The following is a 21,338-nucleotide window of genomic DNA, read 5'->3' on the forward strand; positions in this document are numbered from 1 at the left end:
AATTGTGAATGGGGCGGCCTGGATCCTGCATTGCTCCCCTTGACATCGCCTCGCGCCAATGATGTTTTGCCCGCCATGAACACCGCATCCTGCCCAGCCCGTCTTTGGTGGCGCACCTTCTAAAGGTGGCCGGTGCGATTCCCGTGAATTTCAATCGTCGAGGCCGTCATCGCAGAGCGACGGCCTTTTTCGTTTGTCCTGTGTGGCGTTCCTCCAGCAAGTCTCGTAAGAGGACCAGATGAACAGGACAGTTTTCTCGCTTCCCGCGCAGAGTGAATACCGGGCCGCCCGCGGCCTGGACGTGACGCGTTCCGTCGAGCATTTTACCGGCGGAGCGGCGCTCGACCGGCTGATCGAGCAACTCGACACCCGCCGCGGCGTGGTTCTGTCGTCGGGCACCACGGTACCGGGCCGCTATGAGAGCTTCGATCTCGGCTTTGCCGATCCGCCGCTGCGGCTGGAATCCACCGGAACGGATTTCTTCATCGAGGCGCTGAACGCGCGCGGCAAGGTGCTGGTCGCGTTTCTGAGCCAGACCCTGAAGGAGCCTTGCGCGGTCATCACCGAGAAGAGCGCGACACGCCTTGCAGGCCATATCGTGCGCGGCGACGCTCCGGTGGACGAGGACCAGCGCACGCGGCGCGCATCCGTCGTGTCGCTGGTGCGCGATATCATCGCGGCGTTCAGTTCGCCGAATGATGGGCTGCTCGGCCTGTTCGGCGCCTTCGCCTACGATCTCGTGTTCCAGTTCGAAGACCTGAAGCAGAAGCGCACGCGCGAGAAGGATCAGCGCGACATCGTTCTCTACATTCCCGACCGCATTCTGGCCTATGACCGCGCCACGGGACGTGGCGTGATCCTGAGCTACGATTTTGCGTGGGACGGGCAATCGACCAAAGGCCTCGATCGCGAAACGCCGCAGAGCGTTTACGCCAAGACCAAGCGCGAGGGCTTTGCCGATCACGCGCCCGGCGTCTATCAGGAAACCGTCGAAACCGCGCGCAAGGCATTCGCGCGCGGCGACCTTTTCGAGGCGGTGCCGGGACAGTTGTTCGCCGAACCGTGCGAGCGCACCCCGGCCGAAGTGTTCCAGCGGCTGTGCAGGATCAACCCTTCTCCTTATGGCGCGCTGATCAATCTCGGCGAGGGCGAATTCCTGGTGGCGGCGTCGCCGGAAATGTTCGTGCGTTCCGACGGACGGCGGATCGAGACCTGTCCGATCTCGGGCACCATCGCGCGCGGCGTGGACGCCATCAGCGACGCCAAGCAGATTCAGGAGCTGCTCAATTCGCAGAAGGACGAATTCGAGCTCAACATGTGCACCGACGTCGATCGCAACGACAAGGCGCGGGTCTGTGTGCCGGGGTCGATCAAGGTGCTGGCGCGGCGGCAGATCGAGACCTATTCCAAGCTGTTTCACACCGTCGATCATGTCGAAGGCATGCTGCGTCCGGGGTTTGATGCACTGGACGGTTTCCTCACCCACGCCTGGGCTGTCACCGTCACCGGCGCGCCGAAGCTGTGGGCGATGCAGTTCGTGGAAGATCACGAACGGTCGTCGCGTCGCTGGTATGCCGGCGCTCTCGGCTTCATCGGCTTCGACGGCAGCATCAACACCGGCCTCACCATCCGCACCATCCGCATGAAGGACGGCCTCGCCGAAGTGCGCGTCGGCGCGACGCTGTTGTTCGATAGCGATCCCGTCGCCGAGGAGAAGGAATGCCAGACCAAGGCGGCGGCGCTGTTTCAGGCGCTGCGCGGCGATCCGCCGAAGCCGCTGTCAGCCTTCCAGCCCGATGCGTCAGGATCCGGCAAGCGGGTGCTGCTGATCGATCACGAGGATTCGTTCGTGCACATGCTGGCGGATTATTTCCGTCAGGTCGGCGCCACCGTCACCGTCACCCGGCACAATCACGCGCTCGCACTGCTGAAGACGGAAAAATACGATCTGCTGGTGCTGTCTCCGGGTCCGGGCCGGCCGCAGGATTTCGGCGTTTCGAAATTCATCGGCGCGGCGCTTGAGAAGAAGCTGCCGGTGTTCGGTGTCTGTCTCGGCGTGCAGGCGATCGGCGAATATTTCGGCGGCAAGCTCGGACAACTGCCGTTGCCGGCGCACGGGCGGCCTTCGCGTGTTCAGGTGCGCGGCGGCACGCTGATGGGTAACCTGCCGAACGAAGTCACCATCGGCCGCTATCACTCGCTCTATGTCGAGCGCGACGGCATGCCGGACGTGCTGCAGGTCACCGCGACGACGGAGGATGGAATCGCGATGGCCATCGAGCACAAGACGCTGCCGGTCGGCGGCGTGCAGTTTCATCCAGAGTCGCTGATGTCGCTGGAAGGCAACGTCGGACTGCGGATCGTGGAGAATGCATTTCGCCTTGGCCAGAAGGCCAATGCCTGAGCAGCCATTTTCTTGAGATTTTGAAAGACGCCATATGACTCTTGCAGACGATTTGAAGGCCACGGTCCGCGCCATTCCGGACTATCCGAAACCCGGCATCATCTTCCGCGACATCACAACGCTGCTGGGGAATGCATGGGCCTTTCGCCGCGCGGTCGATGAACTGGTGCAGCCGTGGGCCGGCTCCAAGATCGACAAGGTCGCAGGCATGGAAGCGCGCGGGTTCATCCTCGGCGGCGCGGTCGCGCATCAGGTCTCCGCGGGCTTCGTGCCAATCCGCAAGAAGGGCAAGCTGCCGCACACCACGGTGCGGATCGCTTACTCGCTGGAATACGGCCTTGATGAAATGGAAATGCATGCCGATGCCATCCAGCCCGGCGAGCGCGTCATCCTGATCGACGATCTGATCGCGACCGGCGGCACGGCCGAGGGCGCGGTCAAGCTGCTGCGCCAGATCGGCGCCAATGTTGTCGCGGCATGTTTCATCATCGATCTCCCGGATCTCGGCGGCGCGGCCAAGCTGCGCGCGATGGACGTGCCGGTGCGCACGCTGATGACGTTCGACGGGCACTGACAACAACGAGGGCGGCAAATGGATCTGGAGCTTAAGGGCAAGATCGCCGTCGTCACCGGCGGAACGCGGGGCATCGGCAAGGCCATTGCCCGCTCGCTCGCGGGCGAAGGCATGGACGTCGCCATCGTCGGGCGTGATCTGGAAGCGGCAAAGGCGACGGCGTCGGAAATTGCCGGCGAAACCGGCCGGACCGTGCGCGCCTATTCGGCGGACACCGGCAAGGATGACGCGGTGCGCGCCGCGGTCGCCGCGATCCGCAACGACTTCGGCCGGATTGATGTGCTGGTGAACAGCGCGGCGCAGCCAAGTGGACAGGCCAAGCCGCCATCCTTGAGCGAAATCACCGACGAGATTTTCTGGAGCGACGTTAACGTCAAGGTGATGGGATACTTGCGCATGGCGCGTGAGGTGGCCCCCTTGATGACGGCGCAGGGCTGGGGCCGCATTATCAACATTAGCGGACTCGGCGCGCGGCAGACCGGCACCACGGTCGGCAGCATCCGCAATGTCGGCGTGGCGGCGCTGACCAAGAACCTTGCGGATGAACTGGGGCCGAAGGGCATCAATGTGACCTGTGTTCATCCCGGTCTCACGCGAACGGAGAAAACGCCGGGCGTGATCGAGTGGCGCGCCGGCATCCAGAAAAAGACGAAGGAGGAGGTCGAGAAGGCGATGAACGATCTCAATACGATCCGCCGCCTCGTTACCGCCGAGGAAATCGGCTATATCGTCGCGTTTCTCGCCTCGCCGAAGTCGATCGCCATCAACGGCGACGTCATCGCTGCCGGCGGCGGCATCCCCGGCAGCATCTACTACTGATCCCTCACAACTTGTGCAGGATCAGATTCAATTCCAGCTCGCGAAAGCGGGTGTAATTGTTGCGCACCCACTGATGCAGTTCCGATGACTGGTCGTGGTTGGCGCGCAGATAGTGCGAGAACGAGAAGTTCAGCCGGCCGATGATCGACTTGAGGAACGCGGGCAGTGCTGCGATCCTGAACGGCCGAGCGCCTGCGAAAGCCTGAGGCAGCGCGCCCCAAAGGACATGTTCGTTTTCGACCGGCACCAGCGCGGCATTGGGAAATGTCGCGCGCAGCATCTGCCAGGCAACGGTCGAAGCACGGTCGCGGTCGGGGATGAAGAGGATGATGGGGTCGATGCCGCGGCGTTCGGCTTCCTTGATGAAGCCGATTTCCGCGATAACCTTGAAAAACTCGTCGAAGGCGTGAAATCCGAGATCGATGACTTTGGGCACACCGTCATTGACGATCAGCCGGTCCATCAGCGCCATCTGGCCGAACGTGTCGCTGATGAGGGCGGTTTCTGTGACACCGGGAAGGTAGTCGAGGAGCGAGGGCTCGCGCAGGTTGATGTCGAAGGCCGATACTGCGCCGTTCTTCAACAGCAGAAACTCCGTCAGCACCCGGGCGATCAGCGTCTTGCCGACCGCAGGTCGGGGAGAGCAGACGATATAAACGGGCGTGCGGCGCATCCGCGATGTCCGGCGGTCAAATCTCGCCTGTATGTGTCCGCGGCTTGTCCTTCGAGCCCACGATTTCCGTCAGCTTGATGCGGTCAAATTCGCCCCAGACGTTGCCGAGCCAGTGGCGGACATAGCCGCGCAGCACGAACGAATAGTTTGCGGGCTCGTCTTTCACGCCCTTATTGGCGACGAATTTCAGGAACGGCACCGAGGCGACTTCGACTTGCTCGTAGGCCATTTCGTTCAGTTTCGGGATCGTCAGTTCGGTCGCGTTCTTGATGCGGTGGAAATAGGAGTTGTAGGTTGCCTGATCCCATTCGAAGAAGCTGGTGTTGTTGATGAAGTTTTTCACCAGAAAGTACTTCGCTCCGTCCATGAAATTCGCCGTCTCGGCGATTTCATCGAGCGATGCGATGGACGGTCCGAGGATGTGGAACACGGCGAATGTGATCTGGCCGGATTTGGCGGCATCGAGGAAGCCGATGTCACGCAACGCGGCCAGCGTCGGCGATAGAAGTCCTGCGCGGACGTCGATCACGGTGACGCTGGTGCCCGAGGTGTTCAGCGTATCGAAGATTTTCATCTGATCGGATGTGGAGGTCACATCGACGATCTCGGTGATGTCCGGATGAAACCGTTTCAGGGTCCCGCGCGGCGCTTCGGTATCGAAAGCGCGGGTCGGGATGTTATTTGCGCTGAAATAGTCGAGAACGGTGCGGGAAACCGTGGTCTTGCCGACCCCGCCCTTGTCCGCGCCCACTACGATCACTGCCGGTTTCGCCATAAGACCCCTTTTACGCACCAAACACGCCCGCCTGACGACGGCAGCTTAGCCTGCTTTCTGGCGGAACATGGCAGAAACGAGAGATAATTCAATTCTTGACGGGACGGTTATACTTAATAACCACCGGCTTCTTGGGCTGAGGGGTTATCGGCGGCCCCAGGGGCCAAGGATGGAGCCGCTGGGCGACGGAGTTGGCGCGGGGGAACTATCCCACGGGCCCCTGCGGGGAGCCTCGGGCGGCGCCTGGGGCCGCGTCCCGTCATATTGTGGTTCACCATGACCGCTCTCATCGATGGTTTCCCCGCCGGGCAACGGCAATGGGCCGGGATCGCGGCCGCCGGCATATTGCACCAGCGCTTTGACGCGAGAATCGACCGAAGGATGGGTGGCGAACAGGTCGGCAAAGCCTTCGCGCGGATTGTCGATGCACATTTCCATGACGGCTGAGGTTGCGCCCGGCAGTTCGCCGCGGCCCTCGATCTTGCGCAGCGCCATGATCATGGCATCGGGGTCCTTGGTCAGTTCGACCGAGCCTGCATCCGCCAGCAGTTCGCGCGAGCGCGACAGCGCAAAGCGCACCACCAGCGACAGCCCCCATGCCAGGCCGATCAGTGCTATGGCCAGCAGGATAATTCCGAACGCGCCGCCGCCTTTCCTGTCGCTGTCCGACGAGGATCGTCCGCCGCTGAATCTCCAGTTTGAATTGAAGACCATCCGGAAAACCAGTTCGGCGACGAAGCCGATCACGCCGGCGATGATCACGGCGACCACCATCAGCTGCACGTCGCCGTTGCGGATATGGGTCAGCTCATGGCCGAGAACCGCTTCCATCTCCCGGTCGTTGAGCGCATTCAGCAAGCCGCTGGTGACCGAGATCGAATACTGGCGGCGGTTGAGGCCGGAGGCGAAGGCATTGAGCGCACTGTCATCGACGATCTTGAGTTTCGGCATCGGGATGCCGCGGGAGATGCAGAGATTTTCGAGCAGGTTGTAGAGCCGTGGCTGCTCCTGCCGCGTCACCTCATGGCCGCCGGTGACGGCATCGATGATCGACTGGTTGAAGAAATAGGCGATCACGATCCAGAGCGCGGACCCAATGGTGGCGTAGGGAAAGGCCCGGATCAGGTCGCGGGTCGCGAGAACGATGTAATCGTCGAACGGCCGTTGGCTGTTCATGACCGCTTCCGCGATCAGCGCGCCGGCGAACACCATGACATAGACGAGCAGGAACAGGCCGCCGAGCAGCAGCATCGAACGAAACTTGTTCGATGCGATATGCGTGTAAAGACCGTACGCGGCCATGATGCGCTGCTCGCCGTTGCCGGAATTTCAGGCGGTCAGAACTTGACCGACGGCGCCTGTTCGAGTTGTCCGCGCTGCTCGCCGAGATCGAAGAAATCCTTCTTCGTAAAGCCGAGCGCACCCGCGAACAAAGCCGCCGGCAATTGCTGGATGCCGGTGTTGTATTCCTGAACAGCGTTGTTGAAGAAGCGGCGGCTGGCGGCGATCTTGTTTTCGATGTCCGACAGTTCGGACTGCAACTGCTGGAAATTCGCGTTGGCCTTGAGGTCTGGATAGGCCTCCGACAGTGCGATCAGCCGGCCGAGCGCGGCGCTGAGCTGGCCTTCGGCCGCAGATACCTGCGCGGGTCCCTGCGCGGAGATCGCCGTGTTGCGCGCTTTCACCACGTCTTCCAGCGTGCCCTTCTCGTGCGTGGCGTAGCCTTTGACCGTCTCGACGAGGTTCGGGATCAGATCGTGGCGCTGCTTGAGCTGCACGTCGATGTCGGCGAAGGCCTGCGAGACGCGCTGTGCCAGCGCCACAAGCCGGTTGTAGGCGCCGAACGCGAACAGGGCGATGACGACGATGACACCGAGTAAAATCCAGCCGGACGACATGAGGGAAAGCTCCTTGAGGACAACGAATGACCGAACCTAGCCGAAAATGCCGGCGCGCGGCAGGGCCACATGGCGGCTTCGTCACGATTAGATTGTCCGCAAGGCGAATGGGTTCAATGATTTGACGAAATTCATGAAAAATCCCGCCCCGATGCGGGGGCGGGATTTATGAACGAGCGCGTTTGATGGCAGATTTCTCCGCTCAGGGCTTGGCGATGTGCCAGGCGCCGTTCAGGAAGCCGTCGCCTGTGGTGTCGCCGGGCTTGGTGTCCTTGGCGAAGGTGTAGACCGGCTTGCCCTTGAGCGCCCACATCTTGCTGCCGTCATCGCGGGTGACGATGGTCCAGTCGCCCGCGGGCTTGGCATCGCCGGCTGCCATCAGCGGCGGCCAGTTGGTGGCGCAGGGACCGTTGCAGGCCGACTTGCCGTCGCTGTCCTTGTCGAATGTGTAGAGCGTCATGCCTTTGGCATCGACGTAAGCCTTGCCCTTCGGCGTATCGGCGACCTTCGCGGCCTGGGCGAACGCGGCGCTTGAAGCGAGCATGAGAGTCAAAGCCGCCATCGCGGCGAATGTTTTGGACATCGCTGTTGTACTCCTGATGAATTCTGCGTCGGACGCAAACGCGTCATCAGGACAAACTCCGGCGCGGGAGAATTATTCCGGGACTATGCGTTCGCCATTGAAAACCGCATCGCCCCAGTTCCATTTCTTTGCGCGCTTATATGCGGCCTTGTCCCGGTGCGGCACGCTCTCCGTCTGGACACCCTTGGCGGTGCAGAGTTTAGCGGTCACGGCAATCTTGGTGGTCTGCGGCTGGGCCAGTACGCGAACAGCGCGTTGCGAGGCTGGTTTGCGCGACAGGATGATGTAACTGAATTTTTCATCCTCATAGGGAAGTTCGGCGTCCTTGAGGTGTTTATGCGCGCGGGACCGTTGCAGGCGCTGGGAAAAATGACACCAGTCCGGCGCGATCAGCGGACATGCTGCATCGTGGGGGCAGGGCGCGATCACATGCGCGCCAACTGCAAGCAGTCGCGTGCGCAGGTCGATGATCCGCGCATATCCGGCCGGCGTACCCGGATCGACGACGAGCAATGTATCGCGCGTCCTGGCCCACATCGCGTCAGCGAATGCCGCGCGTTCGCTCTCGCTTAGTTCATTGATGACGTAACTTGCGACCACGAGATCCGCTTCCGGCGCGGTGGCGAGCAGTTTGCGTGCGTCGCCGGACTGATAGTGGATCGGGGTGAGGCGCGGGTTCGACTGGGCGAGCGCGAGGGCGAGATCGCGCAGCGCCGTGTTGGCATCGAGAAGGTTGAAACTGCCGAGCGATGCAAAAGTCTCCGCCGCCGCCCATGTCGCCGTCCCCGGTCCCGCGCCGATATCGAGCAGGCTCTGCGGCGCAAAACCCGGGTTGATTTCCGTGAGCGCATTCAGGCTCGCCGCGATGGCGGCATAGGTCGCGGGCATCCGCGCCAGCGCATAGGTCAGCGCGTCATCGCCGGTCCTGATGCGGCCCGAGCCGCCGCCGCTGCGATAGGTCTGCGAGATCGCAGCCGCCCGCTGCGCGGCATCGTTGCGCGACAGGCCTTCGGCCTTGCGTGCGAGCGCGGCCTGTAGCTCGGCGGGGAGGTTAGGAATCATGGCTTGGGTGTGGCCTCTCGACCCGGCTTCCCATCATCCTGAGGTGCGAGCGCTTGCGAGCCTCGAAGGGTGACGGCGTGACGTGCTGCCCATCCTTCGAGGCTCGCCATCAATGTGGCTCGCAGCTCTGGATGACGCCTCCCAAACGGGGAGGGGGTAAGGAAACATCACGCCACGTTCTGGTCGAGCACCTTCATCGCGCCGTCGAGATCGACGGAGACAAGCTGCGACACGCCGCGTTCCGCCATGGTGACGCCGAACAGCCGGTTCATGCGCGCCATGGTGATCGGATTGTGGGTGATGATGATGAAGCGCGTCTCGGTGGTGGCCGTCATTTCATGCAGCAGGTTGCAGAACCGTTCGACATTGTGGTCGTCGAGCGGTGCGTCGACTTCGTCCAGCACGCAGATCGGCGACGGGTTGGTCAGGAACACCGCGAAGATCAGCGCCAGCGCGGTCAGCGCCTGCTCGCCGCCGGACAGCAGCGAGAGCGTCTGCGGCTTCTTGCCGGGGGGCTTGGCGATGATTTCAAGGCCGGCTTCGAGCGGATCGTCGCTTTCGATCAGGTGAAGTTCGGCCTGACCGCCACCGAACAGCTCGGTGAACAGCCGCTTGAAGTGCGCGTTCACTGTCTCGAACGAGGTCAGCAGACGTTCGCGGGCTTCCTTGTTGAGGCTCTGGATGCCGGTGCGCAGCTTCTTGATGGCTTCCACCAGATCGTCGCGCTCGGTGGTGAGGTTGAGGTGCTGGGCTTCGACCTCGCGCAGTTCTTCCTCGGCGCGCAGATTGACCGCGCCGAGACGTTCGCGATCACGCCGCAGCTTTTCCAGATCGGTTTCGATGTCCGTGACCGCCGGAAGTTCGGTTTCCGGCGTGATCTCCGCGAGCGCGGCGACCCCATGCGGTTCGACCTCGAGCATGTCGCGGATTTCGCGTTCGATGTCGTCCAGACGCCGTCTGGTGCCTTCCATGCGCTCCTCGGAGCGGGCACAGGCTTCACGAGACGCAGACAGCGCATCGAGCGAGGCGCGCGCCGCGCGGTCGGTTTCCGCCATGGCAGCCTCGGCGGCGGCCAGCGCATCGGCTGCCGTGCGCCGCTCGGCCTCCGAAAACTCGATCTCGCTGATTAGCGCGCTGCGCTTCTCGGCAAAGACCTCCGGAGCATTTTCAAGCTCGGCGCGTTCGGTCTTCACTTCGACGATACGGGTTTCGACGGTGGCGACCTGCGATGCCGCGTTCTGCTTGCGGCTCTGCCATTCGTTGCGTTCGGCGACGATCGCCTGCACGCGGCGGTCGGCGAGCTCAGCTTCGCGAGCCAGCGCCTGCGCTTCGGCGCGGACCTGCGCGGCGAGACGGCGATGACCGTCCATGTCGGCGCGCACGGCGGCGAGACGTTCCTCGTTCTCCGCGCTGCCCGGCAGTTCGTTCAAGGCCGCGACGGCACTTTCATGCGCGCTCTGGGCTTCGGTGCGGTCGGCGGCAAGACGAGTGCCGCGTTCGTCAAGCGCGGACCGGTGTGAGGCGTGGCGATTGATTTCGCGTTCTGCGGCGGCATGGCGTTCACGCGCCGCGTTGGCTTCACGCTGGGCGTTACGCGCGGCTTCGCGCGCTGCGCTTTCCGCGGCTGATGCCGCCTTCAACTCGGTTTCGGCCGTCTCCAGCGCCTGGCGCTTGGCGACGGCATCGGCGCGCGCCTGTTCCAGTTCGGCTTCAATGTCGACGAGACGCGCGCGCTCGGCCAGCCGCCGTGCGGCGCCGGTCGGCGCATGAGCTGCGGCGACGAAGCCGTCCCAGCGCCAGAGATCGCCTTCGCGCGACACCAGCCGCTGGCCGGTCTTCAACTGCGAGGCGAACTGCGCGCCGCGTTCACGGCTGACAACGCCGATCTGCGCCAGACGCCGCGCCAGTTCCGGCGGTGCGGTGACATGCGCCGCCAGCGCTTCGATTCCTTGCGGTAGTGCCGGGTCGCCTTCGATGACGCCGAGATTCGACCAGCGCATCGGCGCCGTCGGATCGACCGGCGCATCGAGATCGTCGCCAAGTGCTGCGCCCAGCGCCTTCTCGAAACCCTTGGCGACATTGACGCCGTCAATGATCGGCGGCCAGAGGTTCTTGGTCTCGCCGTTCACGAGCTTGGAAATGGTCTTGGCTTCGGTCTCCAGCCGCTGCACGCGCTTGTCGGCATCGGCGAGAGGCGAGCGAGAGGCTTCCAGCCTGGCGCGGGCGGCGAGATGCGCCTCCTCGCTGGCCTGAGTGTTCATCTCGGATTCGAGCAGCATGCCCTGCGCGGTTTCCATGCTCTCAACGAGTTCGCTGAGATCGCCAAGGCCGCTGGTCTCCGCCGTAAGTTTTGCGACTTCGCCCTGGACATTGGCGATGTCCTGATCGAGCCGTGCGAGGCGGTCGCGATGGGTGCGGACATTGGCTTCGAACTGGTTGCGCTTGGCGGTGAGATCGGCCAGCGCCGTGGTCAGTTCGGAGAAGGTGCGCTCGGCGGCGGCGAGCGTCGCTTCCGCTTCGGCCACGCGTTCGTCCGCGCCGCTGCGCTTCTCGACGCGCGACTTGATCTCTTCTTTTAGCTCGGCGTCTTCGGATTCCAGCCGCGCCAGCGCGACGTTGGCGTCCGACAGTTGCCGCTGCTCGCGCTCGATGTCGGCGGCGAACTGGGTGAGGCGGCGGTCGAGTTCGGTGACGCGATCCCTGGCGCGGGCTTCCTCGCGGTCGAGCATTTCGCGGGCGTTGGTCAGCCGCTGCAATCCGGCGGCGGCGCGGGCTTCGGCCTCGCGCAGGCCCGGCAGTTCGGAGGCGCGGATCGCCTGAATGCGCGCCGCTTCCGCCTGCTGCTGAACACGTTCGGCCTGCTCGCGGACGTTCAGGTCGTGGGTCTGGCCGGCCTCGGCGACGTCGGCATGGGCCTGCAGCCAGCGCAGGTGAAACAGCAGTGCTTCTGCCTTGCGCACTTTGGCCGCGACTTCGCGATAGCGGATTGCCTGCCGCGCTTGTTTCTTTAGGCCGTCGATCTGCCCGGCCAACTGGCCGATCACGTCCTCGACGCGGGTGAGGTTGGTTTCGGCAGCCTTGAGGCGCAATTCAGCTTCGTGACGGCGCGCGTGAAGTCCTGCGACGCCGGCGGCATCTTCCAGCACGCGGCGGCGCTGGTCGGGACGCGCCTGAATAATTTCGCCGATCTTGCCCTGGTGGACGAGGGCAGGCGACCGTGCGCCGGTGGCGGCATCCGCGAACAGAATCTGGACGTCGCGTGCGCGCACATCCTTGCCGTTGATGCGATAGACCGAGCCCGCTTCGCGCTCGATCCGGCGCGAGATTTCCAGAACCTCCTGATCGTTCACGGCGGCGGGAGCCGAACGATCGGAATTGTCGATGGTCATCGCCACTTCGGCGTGGTTGCGCGCGGGGCGGTTGCCAGAGCCCGCGAAGATCACCGCGTCCATATCGGCGGCGCGCAGCGACTTGTGCGAGGTTTCGCCCATCGCCCAGCGCAGCGCTTCGACCAGATTGGATTTACCGCAGCCGTTCGGACCGACAACGCCGGTCAGGCCCGGCTCGATCAGGAAATCGGTCGGCTCGACGAACGATTTGAATCCGTGAAGGCGAAGACGCGTGAGTTTCATGCAATCGGTGCTCTGTTGGCCGGGCCGAAATTATCAAGCCGGGGCAAGGTCATAGCGGCCCTGTGCCAGTATAGCTGAGTCGCGGGATGCGCCTCAGACTGTTCGCACAATGGCGAGGCACGCCCACGAGGGCAACCGGCCTGCTGGGCTTTTCCCAAGGGATTTAGACGAGATTTCCGAGGAATCTCAGTGTGTTTCAGCCAAAAGTTCCCGGATTCGGAGGTGAGCTGATAGTCTCAGCTCTTGAGCAGCGGCTTGATGAGCTTCTCGAAGGCGTCGAACGAGGTCTCGCCCTTCACCGGCGTTCCGTTGACGAAGAAGAACGGCGTCGAGTTGACCTTGAGGGTTTTATAGGCGTGCTCGCGCACGTCCAGGATGCCCTTCTGGATCGCCGGATCGCCCTGCACGCAATCCTTGATCATCTGCTCGCTGAACCCGGCCTGCTTGCCGACCCGGTTGATGGTGCCGAGCGCATCGGAAGCAAGATCGTTCTGCTGCTTGAACAGGATGTCGATGATGGCGAAGAACTTCGGCGCATCGTCCTTGGCGACGCAGCGCGCAAGCGCGGAGGCGGCCAGCGCCACCTGATCGAGCGGAAACTCGCGGAAGATGAAGCGCACCTTGCCGGTATCGATGTATGTCTTCTTGAGTTCCGGGAAGACGTCCTTGGTGAACGCCGCACAATGCGGGCAGGTCATCGAAGCGTATTCGATAATGGTGACGGACGCATCCTTGGAGCCCAGCGCCATATCGCCGAGCGCGCCGGCCTGGTTGATTTCTTCGAGGGTCTGGGCGTTCGCGTCGCCAATGAGTTGCCACGGCGAGACGCCGGCAACTGCGGCAAGGCCGGCAAGGGAGAGGGCGGCATTAAAGGCGCGGCGCGTGATGTTCAACGGTCTGCTCCGGAATACGTGCGAGATGGCGTCGGTCACGCCTGTCGAGGGGTTTCGCTAGCTTGAAACGACAATTGTGGCAATGCCGGGCCGCAAGCTCTGCCTTGCGGGACCGTCAATTTCGCTTGATCGACGCACCCAGCCGCGCCAATGCGGCACGCAGATCGCTGTCTTCCACGGTGGTCAGATCGGCTTCGATCCTGGCAACCTCCGCAGCGTCCAGCTTTTTTCGGGGTTTGGGCGTCGGCCTTCGCGACAGCGGCGCCTGGCGCAGCGCAATCCGGCCGACCGCCTTCCAGCCCAGGAAGCGGTTGACCCGCTCCAGAATGACGTCCGACGTATGCTGGATTTCCAGCGCCATCGGTCCCTCGACCCGCAGCACCAGGGTCGCCGGTTCGATCGGCTGGTTTTCGACCGGGCGCGGCCACTGGATCTTGAGCGGTTCCGAATGGGCCGCCACATTGGCCCCGACGATCTCGGCCCATCGCGTCACCAGTTCGCGCGAGGCAAAGCCCTGCTTCGCGAACACGTCGTTGATCGCACTGCCGAGCAATGCGGATAACGGCTTCGCGGAGATGGGCCCGGGCTTGTTCATGGGTGGTTGTCGTCGGTACATAGTGTCCCATGACCCTATCAGGCGCCGCGGCGCGGCGAAAGAAATCTCCCGATCATGTCGAAGCCGATCGCGCCTCTGCGCTGCTCGATTGGTACGATCGCTACCGCCGCCGGTTGCCGTGGCGCGCGCTGCCGGGCCATGTCAGCGACCCGTATCGCGTCTGGCTGTCGGAAATCATGCTGCAGCAGACCACAGTGAAGGCGGTCGGCCCGTATTTCGAGAAGTTCACCGCGCGATGGCCGACGGTTACGGCGCTCGGCTCGGCCTCGCTCGACGACGTCTTGAGAATGTGGGCGGGGCTCGGCTACTATTCGCGGGCGCGCAACCTTCACGCCTGTGCCGTTGCGGTGCTGCGCGACCATGGGGGCGCATTTCCCGACAGCGAAGACGGCCTGCGCGCGCTGCCGGGCATTGGTCCTTATACCGCAGCGGCAATCGCCGCCATTGCGTTCAGCCGGCAGACCATGCCGGTGGACGGCAATATCGAGCGCGTGGTGTCGCGGTTGTTCGCGGTGGAAGAGCGGCTGCCGAAATCAAAGCCGCTAATCCGGCAACTGGCCACGACATTGCTCGGTTTATCGCGTGCGGGCGACAGCGCACAGGCGCTTATGGATCTCGGCGCGACGATCTGCACGCCGAAGAAGCCGGCCTGCGGGCTGTGTCCGCTCAACGACAATTGCGCAGCGCGCACCCGGGGCGATCAGGAGACGTTTCCTCGCAAGGCACCGAAAAAGACGGGGGCGCTGCGGCGCGGCGCTGCCTTTGTCGTTACGCGCGGCGGCGATTTGCTGGTTCGCACCCGCACCGAGAAAGGCCTGCTCGGGGGCATGACGGAGGTGCCGACTTCCGAATGGCTCGCGGGCCATGACGACAAGGCTGCACTGAAACAATCGCCCGCGCTGAAGGTGTCGCGCTGGCATCGCAAGGCGGGAGTCGTGACGCATGTATTCACGCATTTCCCGCTCGAGCTTGTGGTCTATACCGCGATTGTTGCCGCTCGGACGCGTGCGCCCGACGGCATGCGCTGGGTGCCGATTGCCACGTTGAAAGACGAAGCGTTGCCCAACGTCATGCGCAAGGTGATCGCGCACGGGCTGGGCGACTAACCCGCGCTCGACAGCATCGCGTTTTCCGGCCGAGGCACGATCGGCGGCTTGGCGTTCAGGGCCTCCACCTGGAAACCGGCGACGCGCTTGTAGTTATTGGCGACGTCCTGCAGTTCCTGATGCGAGAGAACGTCGGTGACGACGTTGAAACCGTTCGGCGCACGCTCCTCGACCAACTGCATCACCTGCTCGGGACCGTTGCGGCGGTTGAGCTTCACAAGTTCAGTTGTCGCCGGGCGGCGTTCGGCCTCATAGGCGGCAAGCGCTGCGGGCGTTTCGCCGTGGGCGAGAATTTCCCGCGTCAGCACCCGCGCGTCGAGGATCGCCTGCGATGCGCCGTTGGACCCGATCGGGTACATCGGATGGGCGGCATCGCCGAGCAGCGTCACGTTGCCGAAGGTCCAGCGGTCGAGCGGGTCGCGATCCACCAGTGGATACTCGTAGGCATGATCGCAATTGCGGATCAGCCTGGGCACGTCCAGCCAGTCGAAGCGCCAGTCCTCGAACCATGGCAGGAATTCGTCGAGTTTCGCCGCCCGATTATAATCCTCGCGCCGCCACTGGTGGTTCGGCGGAAAGTAGCGTTCGGCGATCCAGTTGATGCGGAATTTTCCGTTCGGCAGCTGAGCCGAGATCGGATAGCAGACGAACTTCAGGCTTTCGTGGCCCGCCATGATCATGGTGCGGCCAGAAAGAAACGCGTCGCTCTCGGAGATGCCACGCCAGAGAATGCGCCCGTTCCAGATTGGCGCGCCTTCGTGGGGATAGAGCTTGTTGCGTACCGCGGAATGAATGCCGTCGGCGGCGATCAGCAGGGTGCCGTCGTAGGTGCCAGCGTCGTCACCGGTTGCCTTGTCGACAAAGCGCGCGGACACGCCGTCCGGTGTATCGGTGTAGTTGGCAAGGTGATGGCTGTTCAGCAGGCTGTCACGGCCGAGACGCTCGATCACCGCGTCGAGCAGAATCTGTTGCAGCACGCCGCGATGGATCGAGACCTGCGGCCACTTGTATCCGGCATCGAGCCCCCGCGGCTCGGTCCAGATCGGTTTCCCACGCTTTGAGAAGTAGGACAGTTCCCGGGTGCGGACGCCGGCGGCGTCCAGTTTGCCGAGCAGGCCGAGCTCGGTCAGTTCGCGCACCGCATGGGGCAGCACGTTGATGCCGACGCCAAGCGGTTTCAGTTCCGGCACGCTCTCGAAGATGCGGCAGGGAATACCGACCTGATGGAGACTGAGCGCGAGCGTCAGCCCGCCGATGCCGCCGCCTGCGATGAGAATGGTCATGGTGCACGCTCCCGACTTTGGGAGGTGTCATGACACAGGACCGGGAAAGTGGGCAATTGCGAAAGGCAAAAAACGGCGGCTTACCCCGCCGCCATCTCGCTGCGGATCTCGGCGCGAAGTTCATCGATCAGGCGGAGACCCTTCTTGGTCTCCACATGCCAGAACGACCAGCCGTTGCAGGCTTCGGCGCCCTGCGCCAAGGCGCCCATGCGGTGGATCGAGCCGACCTTGTCGCCGAGCATGATTGCGCCGTCGGCGCGGACCAGTGCGGCGTGCCTCTTCTTGGAATCGACCAGCTTGGTGCCGGGCACGATCATGCCACGCTCGACCAGTTCTGAAAACGCGACGCGCGGTGCGCCGCGCGCGGTCATGAACGGAGCCAATGTCGCTTCCGGCAGCGGCTCGATGGCCGCGATGCGTGCTTCGGCGGCTTGGGCGTAGGTCTTGTCACGCTCGAAGCCGATGTAGCGGCGGCCGAGGCGTTTGGCGACAGCGCCGGTGGTGCCGGTGCCGTTGAACGGATCGATCACGAGGTCGCCAGGCTTCGAGGACGACAGCAGCACGCGCGCGAGCAGGCCTTCCGGCTTCTGCGTCGGATGAACCTTCTTGCCGTCGCCGCCCTTGAGGCGCTCGTCGCCGGTGCAGAGCGGGATCAGCCAGTCGGAGCGCGCCTGCACGTCCTCGTTGGCGGCTTTCAGCGCTTCGTAATTGAAGGTGTAACCCTTGGCGTTCTCGTCGCGCGCGGCCCAGATCATGGTTTCGTGCGCATTGGTGAAGCGGCGGCCGCGGAAGTTCGGCATCGGATTGGACTTGCGCCAGACAATATCATTGAGAACCCAGAAGCCGAGGTCCTGCATGATCGCGCCGACGCGGAAAATGTTGTGATAGGAGCCGATCACCCACAGCGTTGCCGACGGCTTCATGATGCGGCGGCAGGCCAGGAGCCATGCGCGCGTGAAATCGTCGTAAGCGGCGAAGGATGAGAACTTGTCCCAGTCGTTGTTGACGGCATCGACATGAGATTCGTCAGGGCGCTTCAAATCGCCCTTCAGTTGCAGATTGTACGGCGGATCCGCGAATACCAGATCGACGGAACCGGCCGGCAATTTCGACATCTCGGCGACGCAATCGCCAATGACGATCTGCGAACTGGATGGCACTTCAAATTGAGTGCGGGGCGCCCTTGCAGACGCCCCGCGACGCGACACAACCATGACTCAAAACCTGACTCAGGCGACGCAGTCGGCGACGCGGGACTAACAAATCCGACTGTCACCACCATGAATGCCCAAGGTAAAAATCGGCTTAATCGAAATCATGTTTGTCATTAATCCGAAATTGATTCCGGATTCGTGTCGCGTTGCGAATTGCTGCGCACGCGTTGCTGCAATCAACTCGGTCTGATGGCTGGATTTGCTGGCGCTGCGCGTTTTTCGCGGAGAAATTCAGCCGGCATTCATGTCGCGGAGTTGAAACACATCGAAATGCCGGATGAGACAATGCTACGCCGCACTAGGCAATTTTTGCCGGGCGCTGTATGAATCGTTAACAGGATACTTTGCGGCTCCATCGCGTTGTGGTCATGGCGCGCCCGCCCGGTTGAGGAGACTTCCGATGCGTTATGACGATTTCCGCCGCAGCGACAATATCGATGATCGCCGCGATGACGGCGGCGGCTTCGGCGGGGGTGGCGGCGGATTCGGATTCCCGATGGGCGGCGGTGGCGGCCTCGGCATTGGAACCGTGATCGTGCTCGGCCTGATCGGCTGGGCGGTCGGCATCGATCCCCGCATTCTGATCGGCGGCGCGGAGATTCTGACCGGCGGCCAGCAGCAGGCCCCGACCTATCAGACCGACCGCCGATCCGCTCCCTCCAAGGGCGCGCCCACCGACGAGATGGGCAGCATGATCGCAGGCGTGCTTGGGGAGATCGACGACCGATGGAGCGAAATCTTTTCGGCAAGCGGCCAGACCTATCGCGGGCCGCGCATCGTGCTGTTCAAAAATGCCACCAATGGCGGACGCTGCGGCATGGCGCAGTCGGCGATGGGTCCGTTCTATTGTCCGCCCGACAGGCAGATTTTCCTCGACACCGGATTCTTCCGCGAGGTTGAGACCCGGTTCCGGGGTTGCTCCGGCAACGCATGCAAGTTCACGGCCGCCTACATCATCGCGCACGAAGCCGGCCACCACATCCAGAACCTGCTGGGGATCCTGGATAAGGCGCGCCAGATGCAGGAACAGGCCGGGAGCAAGGCGCAAGCGAACGCCATCCAGGTGCGCGTTGAATTGCAGGCCGATTGCCTCTCCGGCGTCTGGGTCAATCGTGAGGAGAAGAAGCGTCCCGGATTCCTCGAAGCAGGGGACATCGATGCGGCGTTGCAGACAGCGTCGGCAATTGGCGATGACACATTGCAGCGGCAGACGCAGGGCCGCGTCGTGCCGGATTCCTTCACTCACGGCTCTGCCGCGCAGCGCAAGCGATGGTTCATGACCGGCTATCAGCAGGGCTCCGTACAGGCCTGCAACACGTTCGCGCCGGGTGTTAGTCTCTGATAAGCCGGATCCGTTATCCTGAGGCGCGAGCCGCTTGGCGAGCCTCGAAGGATGACGATGCAAAACGTCGTCGCCCTTCGAGGCTCGGCGCAAGAATCGCCCCGCACCTCAGGGTGACGGCTAAGGATCGAACTCCATGGTTGCCGTCGACGAGACAAGGAAATTCGTTCCGCTCAACATCGCGGTGTTGACGGTGTCCGATTCGCGCGCACTGGCCGACGACAAGTCGGGCATGACGCTGGCGGATCGCCTCACGGCTGCGGGTCATCGCCTTGCCGCGCGTGACATCGTGACCGATGACGTCGAGGCGATCCGCGCCAAGGTTAAAGCATGGATCGCCGATCCCGGCGTCGATGTCGTCATTACCACTGGCGGCACCGGCTTCACGGGACGCGACGTGACGCCGGAAGCCATCGAGCCGCTGTTCGAGAAACGAATGGACGGTTTCTCGATTGCGTTTCACATGATGAGCTACGCCAAGATCGGCACGTCGACCATCCAGAGCCGCGCGACGGCTGGCGTCGCCGGCGCGACTTACGTCTTCTGTCTGCCGGGGTCGCCCGGTGCGTGCAAGGATGGCTGGGACGGTATCCTTGCGCATCAGCTCGACTACCGCACCAAGCCCTGCAACTTTGTCGAGATCATGCCGCGGCTGGACGAGCACCTGAAGCGCGGCAAGGCAAAAAGCTGACCGGGCGATCATATCGAGGCGTGGAATGTCAGCGTCTTCGAAATAACTTCCGGATGATTTTCGCAAGACCCTCATGCAGCATGCGGCACATTTCGCCGCGTGCTTCGAGACGAAGCCGCCGCGCGTTGATCCTGTGAAACCTGATGATATCCGGCGTAACGCAATGTTCGGGTTCGCGCCGCCGGGGCATCACAAGTCGAGCTCCCACGTTTCGCCGATCAGGTCCTGTCCGAAGCTGCGATGCGGTTCGATGGCGGTGCGCACGAAACCCGCGCTTTCATAGATTCCGCGGGCGGCCAGCAGCATGCTCTGCGTCCACAGCGTGATCCTGCGATAGCCGCAACTCCGCGCGAACGCGATGCATTCATCGACCAGCCGCTTGCCGAGGCCAAGACCGCGTCCCGCCGGATCGACGATGAGCAGCCGCAGCTTCGCCACTTCGTCCGATTGCCTGACCAGAAACACCGAGCCGACCTGTCTGCCGTCGATCTCGGCGATCCAGCAGCGTTCGCTCGCCGGGTCGAATTGTTTCAGGAATTGCGCGGCGATCTCGGCGACCATGCCTTCGAATGAAATGTCCCAGCCAAATTCTTCTGAGTAGAGCCTGCCGTGCTGTTGCACCACCCAACCCATGTCGCCCGGCCTGTGCGTGCGCAGTTTCAGATCCGGCCGAGGCGCTTCGTCATCGAGCAAACATTCGATAACAGTCATCGCCTGCAGGAGGCGCTCTCCCCCGTCGCCGGGCAATTTGTCAATCATCTTCCCGACCTCCTGATGGGAGGTGCGGTCAAGGCGATCGAAGGCCTGTTTGCCTTTGGCGGTAAGTGCCAGCTTGACCTGCCTGCGGTCGGACGGCTCCGGCTTGCGGGTCACCAGCCCCTTTTTCGTGAAGGATTGGATAATGCGGCTCAGGTAGCCGGGGTCGAGGCCGAGTTCGGCTCCGATGTCCTTGGCAAGAACGCCGTCGCGATGCGCGAGTTCGAACAGCACTCGGGCTTCCGTCAGCGTGAAGGGGCTTTCGAGCAGGTGCTGCTCAAGCACGCCGATCTTTCGCGTGTAGAAACGGTTGAATCGCCGGATGGCGGCGATTTTTGCTTCCTGTTCTGCTTTGGTATGCGCGTCCATCACGGACAATGCCTCGTCTTGCACCGACGGGCATTTTCGAGATATTGTTGACGGAGTCAACTATTATCAGGCGGCCACGAAAATCTTGGTCCGCAGCACGGCGCGGCCCGTGCGGCCGAGTTTTGAGATCAGCTTGGCCTCGGCGCGGCGCGCGGCGGGGGCGTAGCCGCCGACCCGCTCATAGTGATCGCGGGAAATCAGCAGGCCTTGATCGGCGGAAGGGCCGGAGATGAAGCGGGTCAGCAGCCGCACGCCGTCCCGGACCGTCGCTTCTTCATAAGGCGAACGCGCATAGCGGAAGATGCCAGCGCGCTGACGTCCGCTCAGCGACACCCGCTGCATGAACTGGGCGGCTTCGTCGATCCAGCCGGCTTCCAGCACCGCCCCGGGGAGCAGGAACATCAGCCATGGCGACCGGCTTTGTTCCGCGCCTGCCGCAAGCGCCGCCGCCCGCGAGCCGTCGAATTTCAGGAAATCGCAGCCCGCGATGTCGGCCACCCGCTCGATCGTTTCGGAACCGGGCCGGTCGACCAGGACCACCTTCTGGACGATTCCCGCAGCCGCCCCGGGAACGAGGGCAGCGAGGGTGGCAACGACAGGTTGCTCGACGCCTTCGGTGGGAATGACAACGCTGATCATGGGTCGGTG

General features: G+C 63.2%; 19 protein-coding genes. 6 read left to right on the forward strand and 13 right to left on the reverse strand.

Features of this window, described 5'->3' with window-relative positions; translation table 11 throughout:
• Nucleotides 1-238 precede the first annotated feature (238 nt).
• From LVY71_RS22375 to LVY71_RS22385, 3 genes are read left to right on the forward strand one after another with little or no spacing between them, the layout of a single operon-like run.
• Entirely contained in the window at nucleotides 239-2,404 is a 2,166-nt protein-coding gene (locus LVY71_RS22375) for an anthranilate synthase component I (RefSeq protein WP_235102124.1), read from the forward strand.
• Nucleotides 2,405-2,438: 34 nt separating this feature from the next.
• On the forward strand, nucleotides 2,439-2,978 hold the full coding sequence (locus tag LVY71_RS22380) for an adenine phosphoribosyltransferase (RefSeq protein ID WP_235102125.1): 540 nt from the start codon (nucleotides 2,439-2,441) through the stop codon (nucleotides 2,976-2,978).
• 18 nt (nucleotides 2,979-2,996) lie between these two features.
• Nucleotides 2,997-3,797, forward strand: coding sequence for an SDR family NAD(P)-dependent oxidoreductase (locus LVY71_RS22385; protein WP_235102126.1), 801 nt, complete (start codon nucleotides 2,997-2,999; stop codon nucleotides 3,795-3,797).
• A 4-nt stretch (nucleotides 3,798-3,801) separates the two neighbouring features.
• Here the strand turns inward: LVY71_RS22385 and LVY71_RS22390 are convergent, their stop codons facing one another.
• The 9 genes from LVY71_RS22390 to LVY71_RS22430 form a co-directional block, all read right to left on the reverse strand.
• Complete coding sequence (locus LVY71_RS22390; protein WP_235102127.1) at nucleotides 3,802-4,470, reverse strand: P-loop NTPase family protein; 669 nt, start codon at nucleotides 4,468-4,470, stop codon at nucleotides 3,802-3,804.
• A 16-nt stretch (nucleotides 4,471-4,486) separates the two neighbouring features.
• Nucleotides 4,487-5,245 (reverse strand): P-loop NTPase family protein, encoded by a 759-nt coding sequence (locus LVY71_RS22395; protein WP_235102128.1) that lies wholly within the window; start codon nucleotides 5,243-5,245, stop codon nucleotides 4,487-4,489.
• A 144-nt stretch (nucleotides 5,246-5,389) separates the two neighbouring features.
• Nucleotides 5,390-6,547 (reverse strand): M48 family metallopeptidase, encoded by a 1,158-nt coding sequence (locus tag LVY71_RS22400; protein ID WP_235102129.1) that lies wholly within the window; start codon nucleotides 6,545-6,547, stop codon nucleotides 5,390-5,392.
• 35 nt (nucleotides 6,548-6,582) lie between these two features.
• A complete protein-coding gene (locus tag LVY71_RS22405; RefSeq protein WP_235102130.1) occupies nucleotides 6,583-7,143 on the reverse strand; it encodes a LemA family protein in 561 nt (186 codons plus the stop codon).
• A 202-nt stretch (nucleotides 7,144-7,345) separates the two neighbouring features.
• Nucleotides 7,346-7,726, reverse strand: coding sequence for a COG4315 family predicted lipoprotein (locus tag LVY71_RS22410; RefSeq protein ID WP_235102131.1), 381 nt, complete (start codon nucleotides 7,724-7,726; stop codon nucleotides 7,346-7,348).
• Between the two features lie 72 nt (nucleotides 7,727-7,798).
• Entirely contained in the window at nucleotides 7,799-8,788 is a 990-nt protein-coding gene (locus LVY71_RS22415) for a small ribosomal subunit Rsm22 family protein (RefSeq protein WP_235102132.1), read from the reverse strand.
• Between the two features lie 167 nt (nucleotides 8,789-8,955).
• A complete protein-coding gene (gene smc / locus LVY71_RS22420) occupies nucleotides 8,956-12,420 on the reverse strand; it encodes a chromosome segregation protein SMC (protein WP_235102133.1) in 3,465 nt (1,154 codons plus the stop codon).
• A gap of 236 nt (nucleotides 12,421-12,656) precedes the next feature.
• Nucleotides 12,657-13,313 carry a DsbA family protein gene (locus LVY71_RS22425; protein WP_235102134.1) on the reverse strand — a complete coding sequence of 219 codons (657 nt, stop codon included), beginning with the start codon at nucleotides 13,311-13,313 and terminating at the stop codon, nucleotides 12,657-12,659.
• Nucleotides 13,314-13,428: 115 nt separating this feature from the next.
• On the reverse strand, nucleotides 13,429-13,908 hold the full coding sequence (locus tag LVY71_RS22430; RefSeq protein WP_235102135.1) for a DUF721 domain-containing protein: 480 nt from the start codon (nucleotides 13,906-13,908) through the stop codon (nucleotides 13,429-13,431).
• Between the two features lie 29 nt (nucleotides 13,909-13,937).
• On the opposite strand from LVY71_RS22430, the gene mutY reads away from it, so the two are divergent.
• Nucleotides 13,938-15,035, forward strand: a complete 1,098-nt coding sequence (mutY, locus tag LVY71_RS22435; RefSeq protein WP_235102136.1) for an A/G-specific adenine glycosylase — start codon at nucleotides 13,938-13,940, stop codon at nucleotides 15,033-15,035.
• Here the strand turns inward: mutY and LVY71_RS22440 are convergent.
• On the reverse strand, nucleotides 15,032-16,318 hold the full coding sequence (locus tag LVY71_RS22440) for a flavin-dependent oxidoreductase (protein ID WP_235102137.1): 1,287 nt from the start codon (nucleotides 16,316-16,318) through the stop codon (nucleotides 15,032-15,034). The genes mutY and LVY71_RS22440 overlap by 4 nt on opposite strands.
• An 80-nt stretch (nucleotides 16,319-16,398) precedes the next feature.
• On the reverse strand, nucleotides 16,399-17,532 hold the full coding sequence (locus LVY71_RS22445; protein WP_235102138.1) for a site-specific DNA-methyltransferase: 1,134 nt from the start codon (nucleotides 17,530-17,532) through the stop codon (nucleotides 16,399-16,401).
• A 400-nt stretch (nucleotides 17,533-17,932) separates the two neighbouring features.
• On the opposite strand from LVY71_RS22445, the gene ypfJ reads away from it, so the two are divergent.
• Both ypfJ and moaB read left to right on the forward strand, forming a co-directional pair.
• Nucleotides 17,933-18,874 carry a KPN_02809 family neutral zinc metallopeptidase gene (gene ypfJ, locus LVY71_RS22450; RefSeq protein ID WP_235102139.1) on the forward strand — a complete coding sequence of 314 codons (942 nt, stop codon included), beginning with the start codon at nucleotides 17,933-17,935 and terminating at the stop codon, nucleotides 18,872-18,874.
• Between the two features lie 136 nt (nucleotides 18,875-19,010).
• A complete protein-coding gene (gene moaB, locus LVY71_RS22455) occupies nucleotides 19,011-19,565 on the forward strand; it encodes a molybdenum cofactor biosynthesis protein B (RefSeq protein WP_235102140.1) in 555 nt (184 codons plus the stop codon).
• Between the two features lie 189 nt (nucleotides 19,566-19,754).
• On the opposite strand, the gene LVY71_RS22460 is transcribed toward moaB, so the two are convergent.
• Both LVY71_RS22460 and LVY71_RS22465 read right to left on the reverse strand, forming a co-directional pair.
• Entirely contained in the window at nucleotides 19,755-20,690 is a 936-nt protein-coding gene (locus LVY71_RS22460; protein WP_235102141.1) for a bifunctional helix-turn-helix transcriptional regulator/GNAT family N-acetyltransferase, read from the reverse strand.
• Between the two features lie 66 nt (nucleotides 20,691-20,756).
• On the reverse strand, nucleotides 20,757-21,329 hold the full coding sequence (locus tag LVY71_RS22465) for a glycosyltransferase family protein (RefSeq protein WP_235102142.1): 573 nt from the start codon (nucleotides 21,327-21,329) through the stop codon (nucleotides 20,757-20,759).
• Nucleotides 21,330-21,338 lie beyond the last annotated feature (9 nt).

The sequence above is a fragment of the Bradyrhizobium sp. G127 genome (assembly GCF_021502575.1).
Lineage (GTDB): Bacteria > Pseudomonadota > Alphaproteobacteria > Rhizobiales > Xanthobacteraceae > Afipia.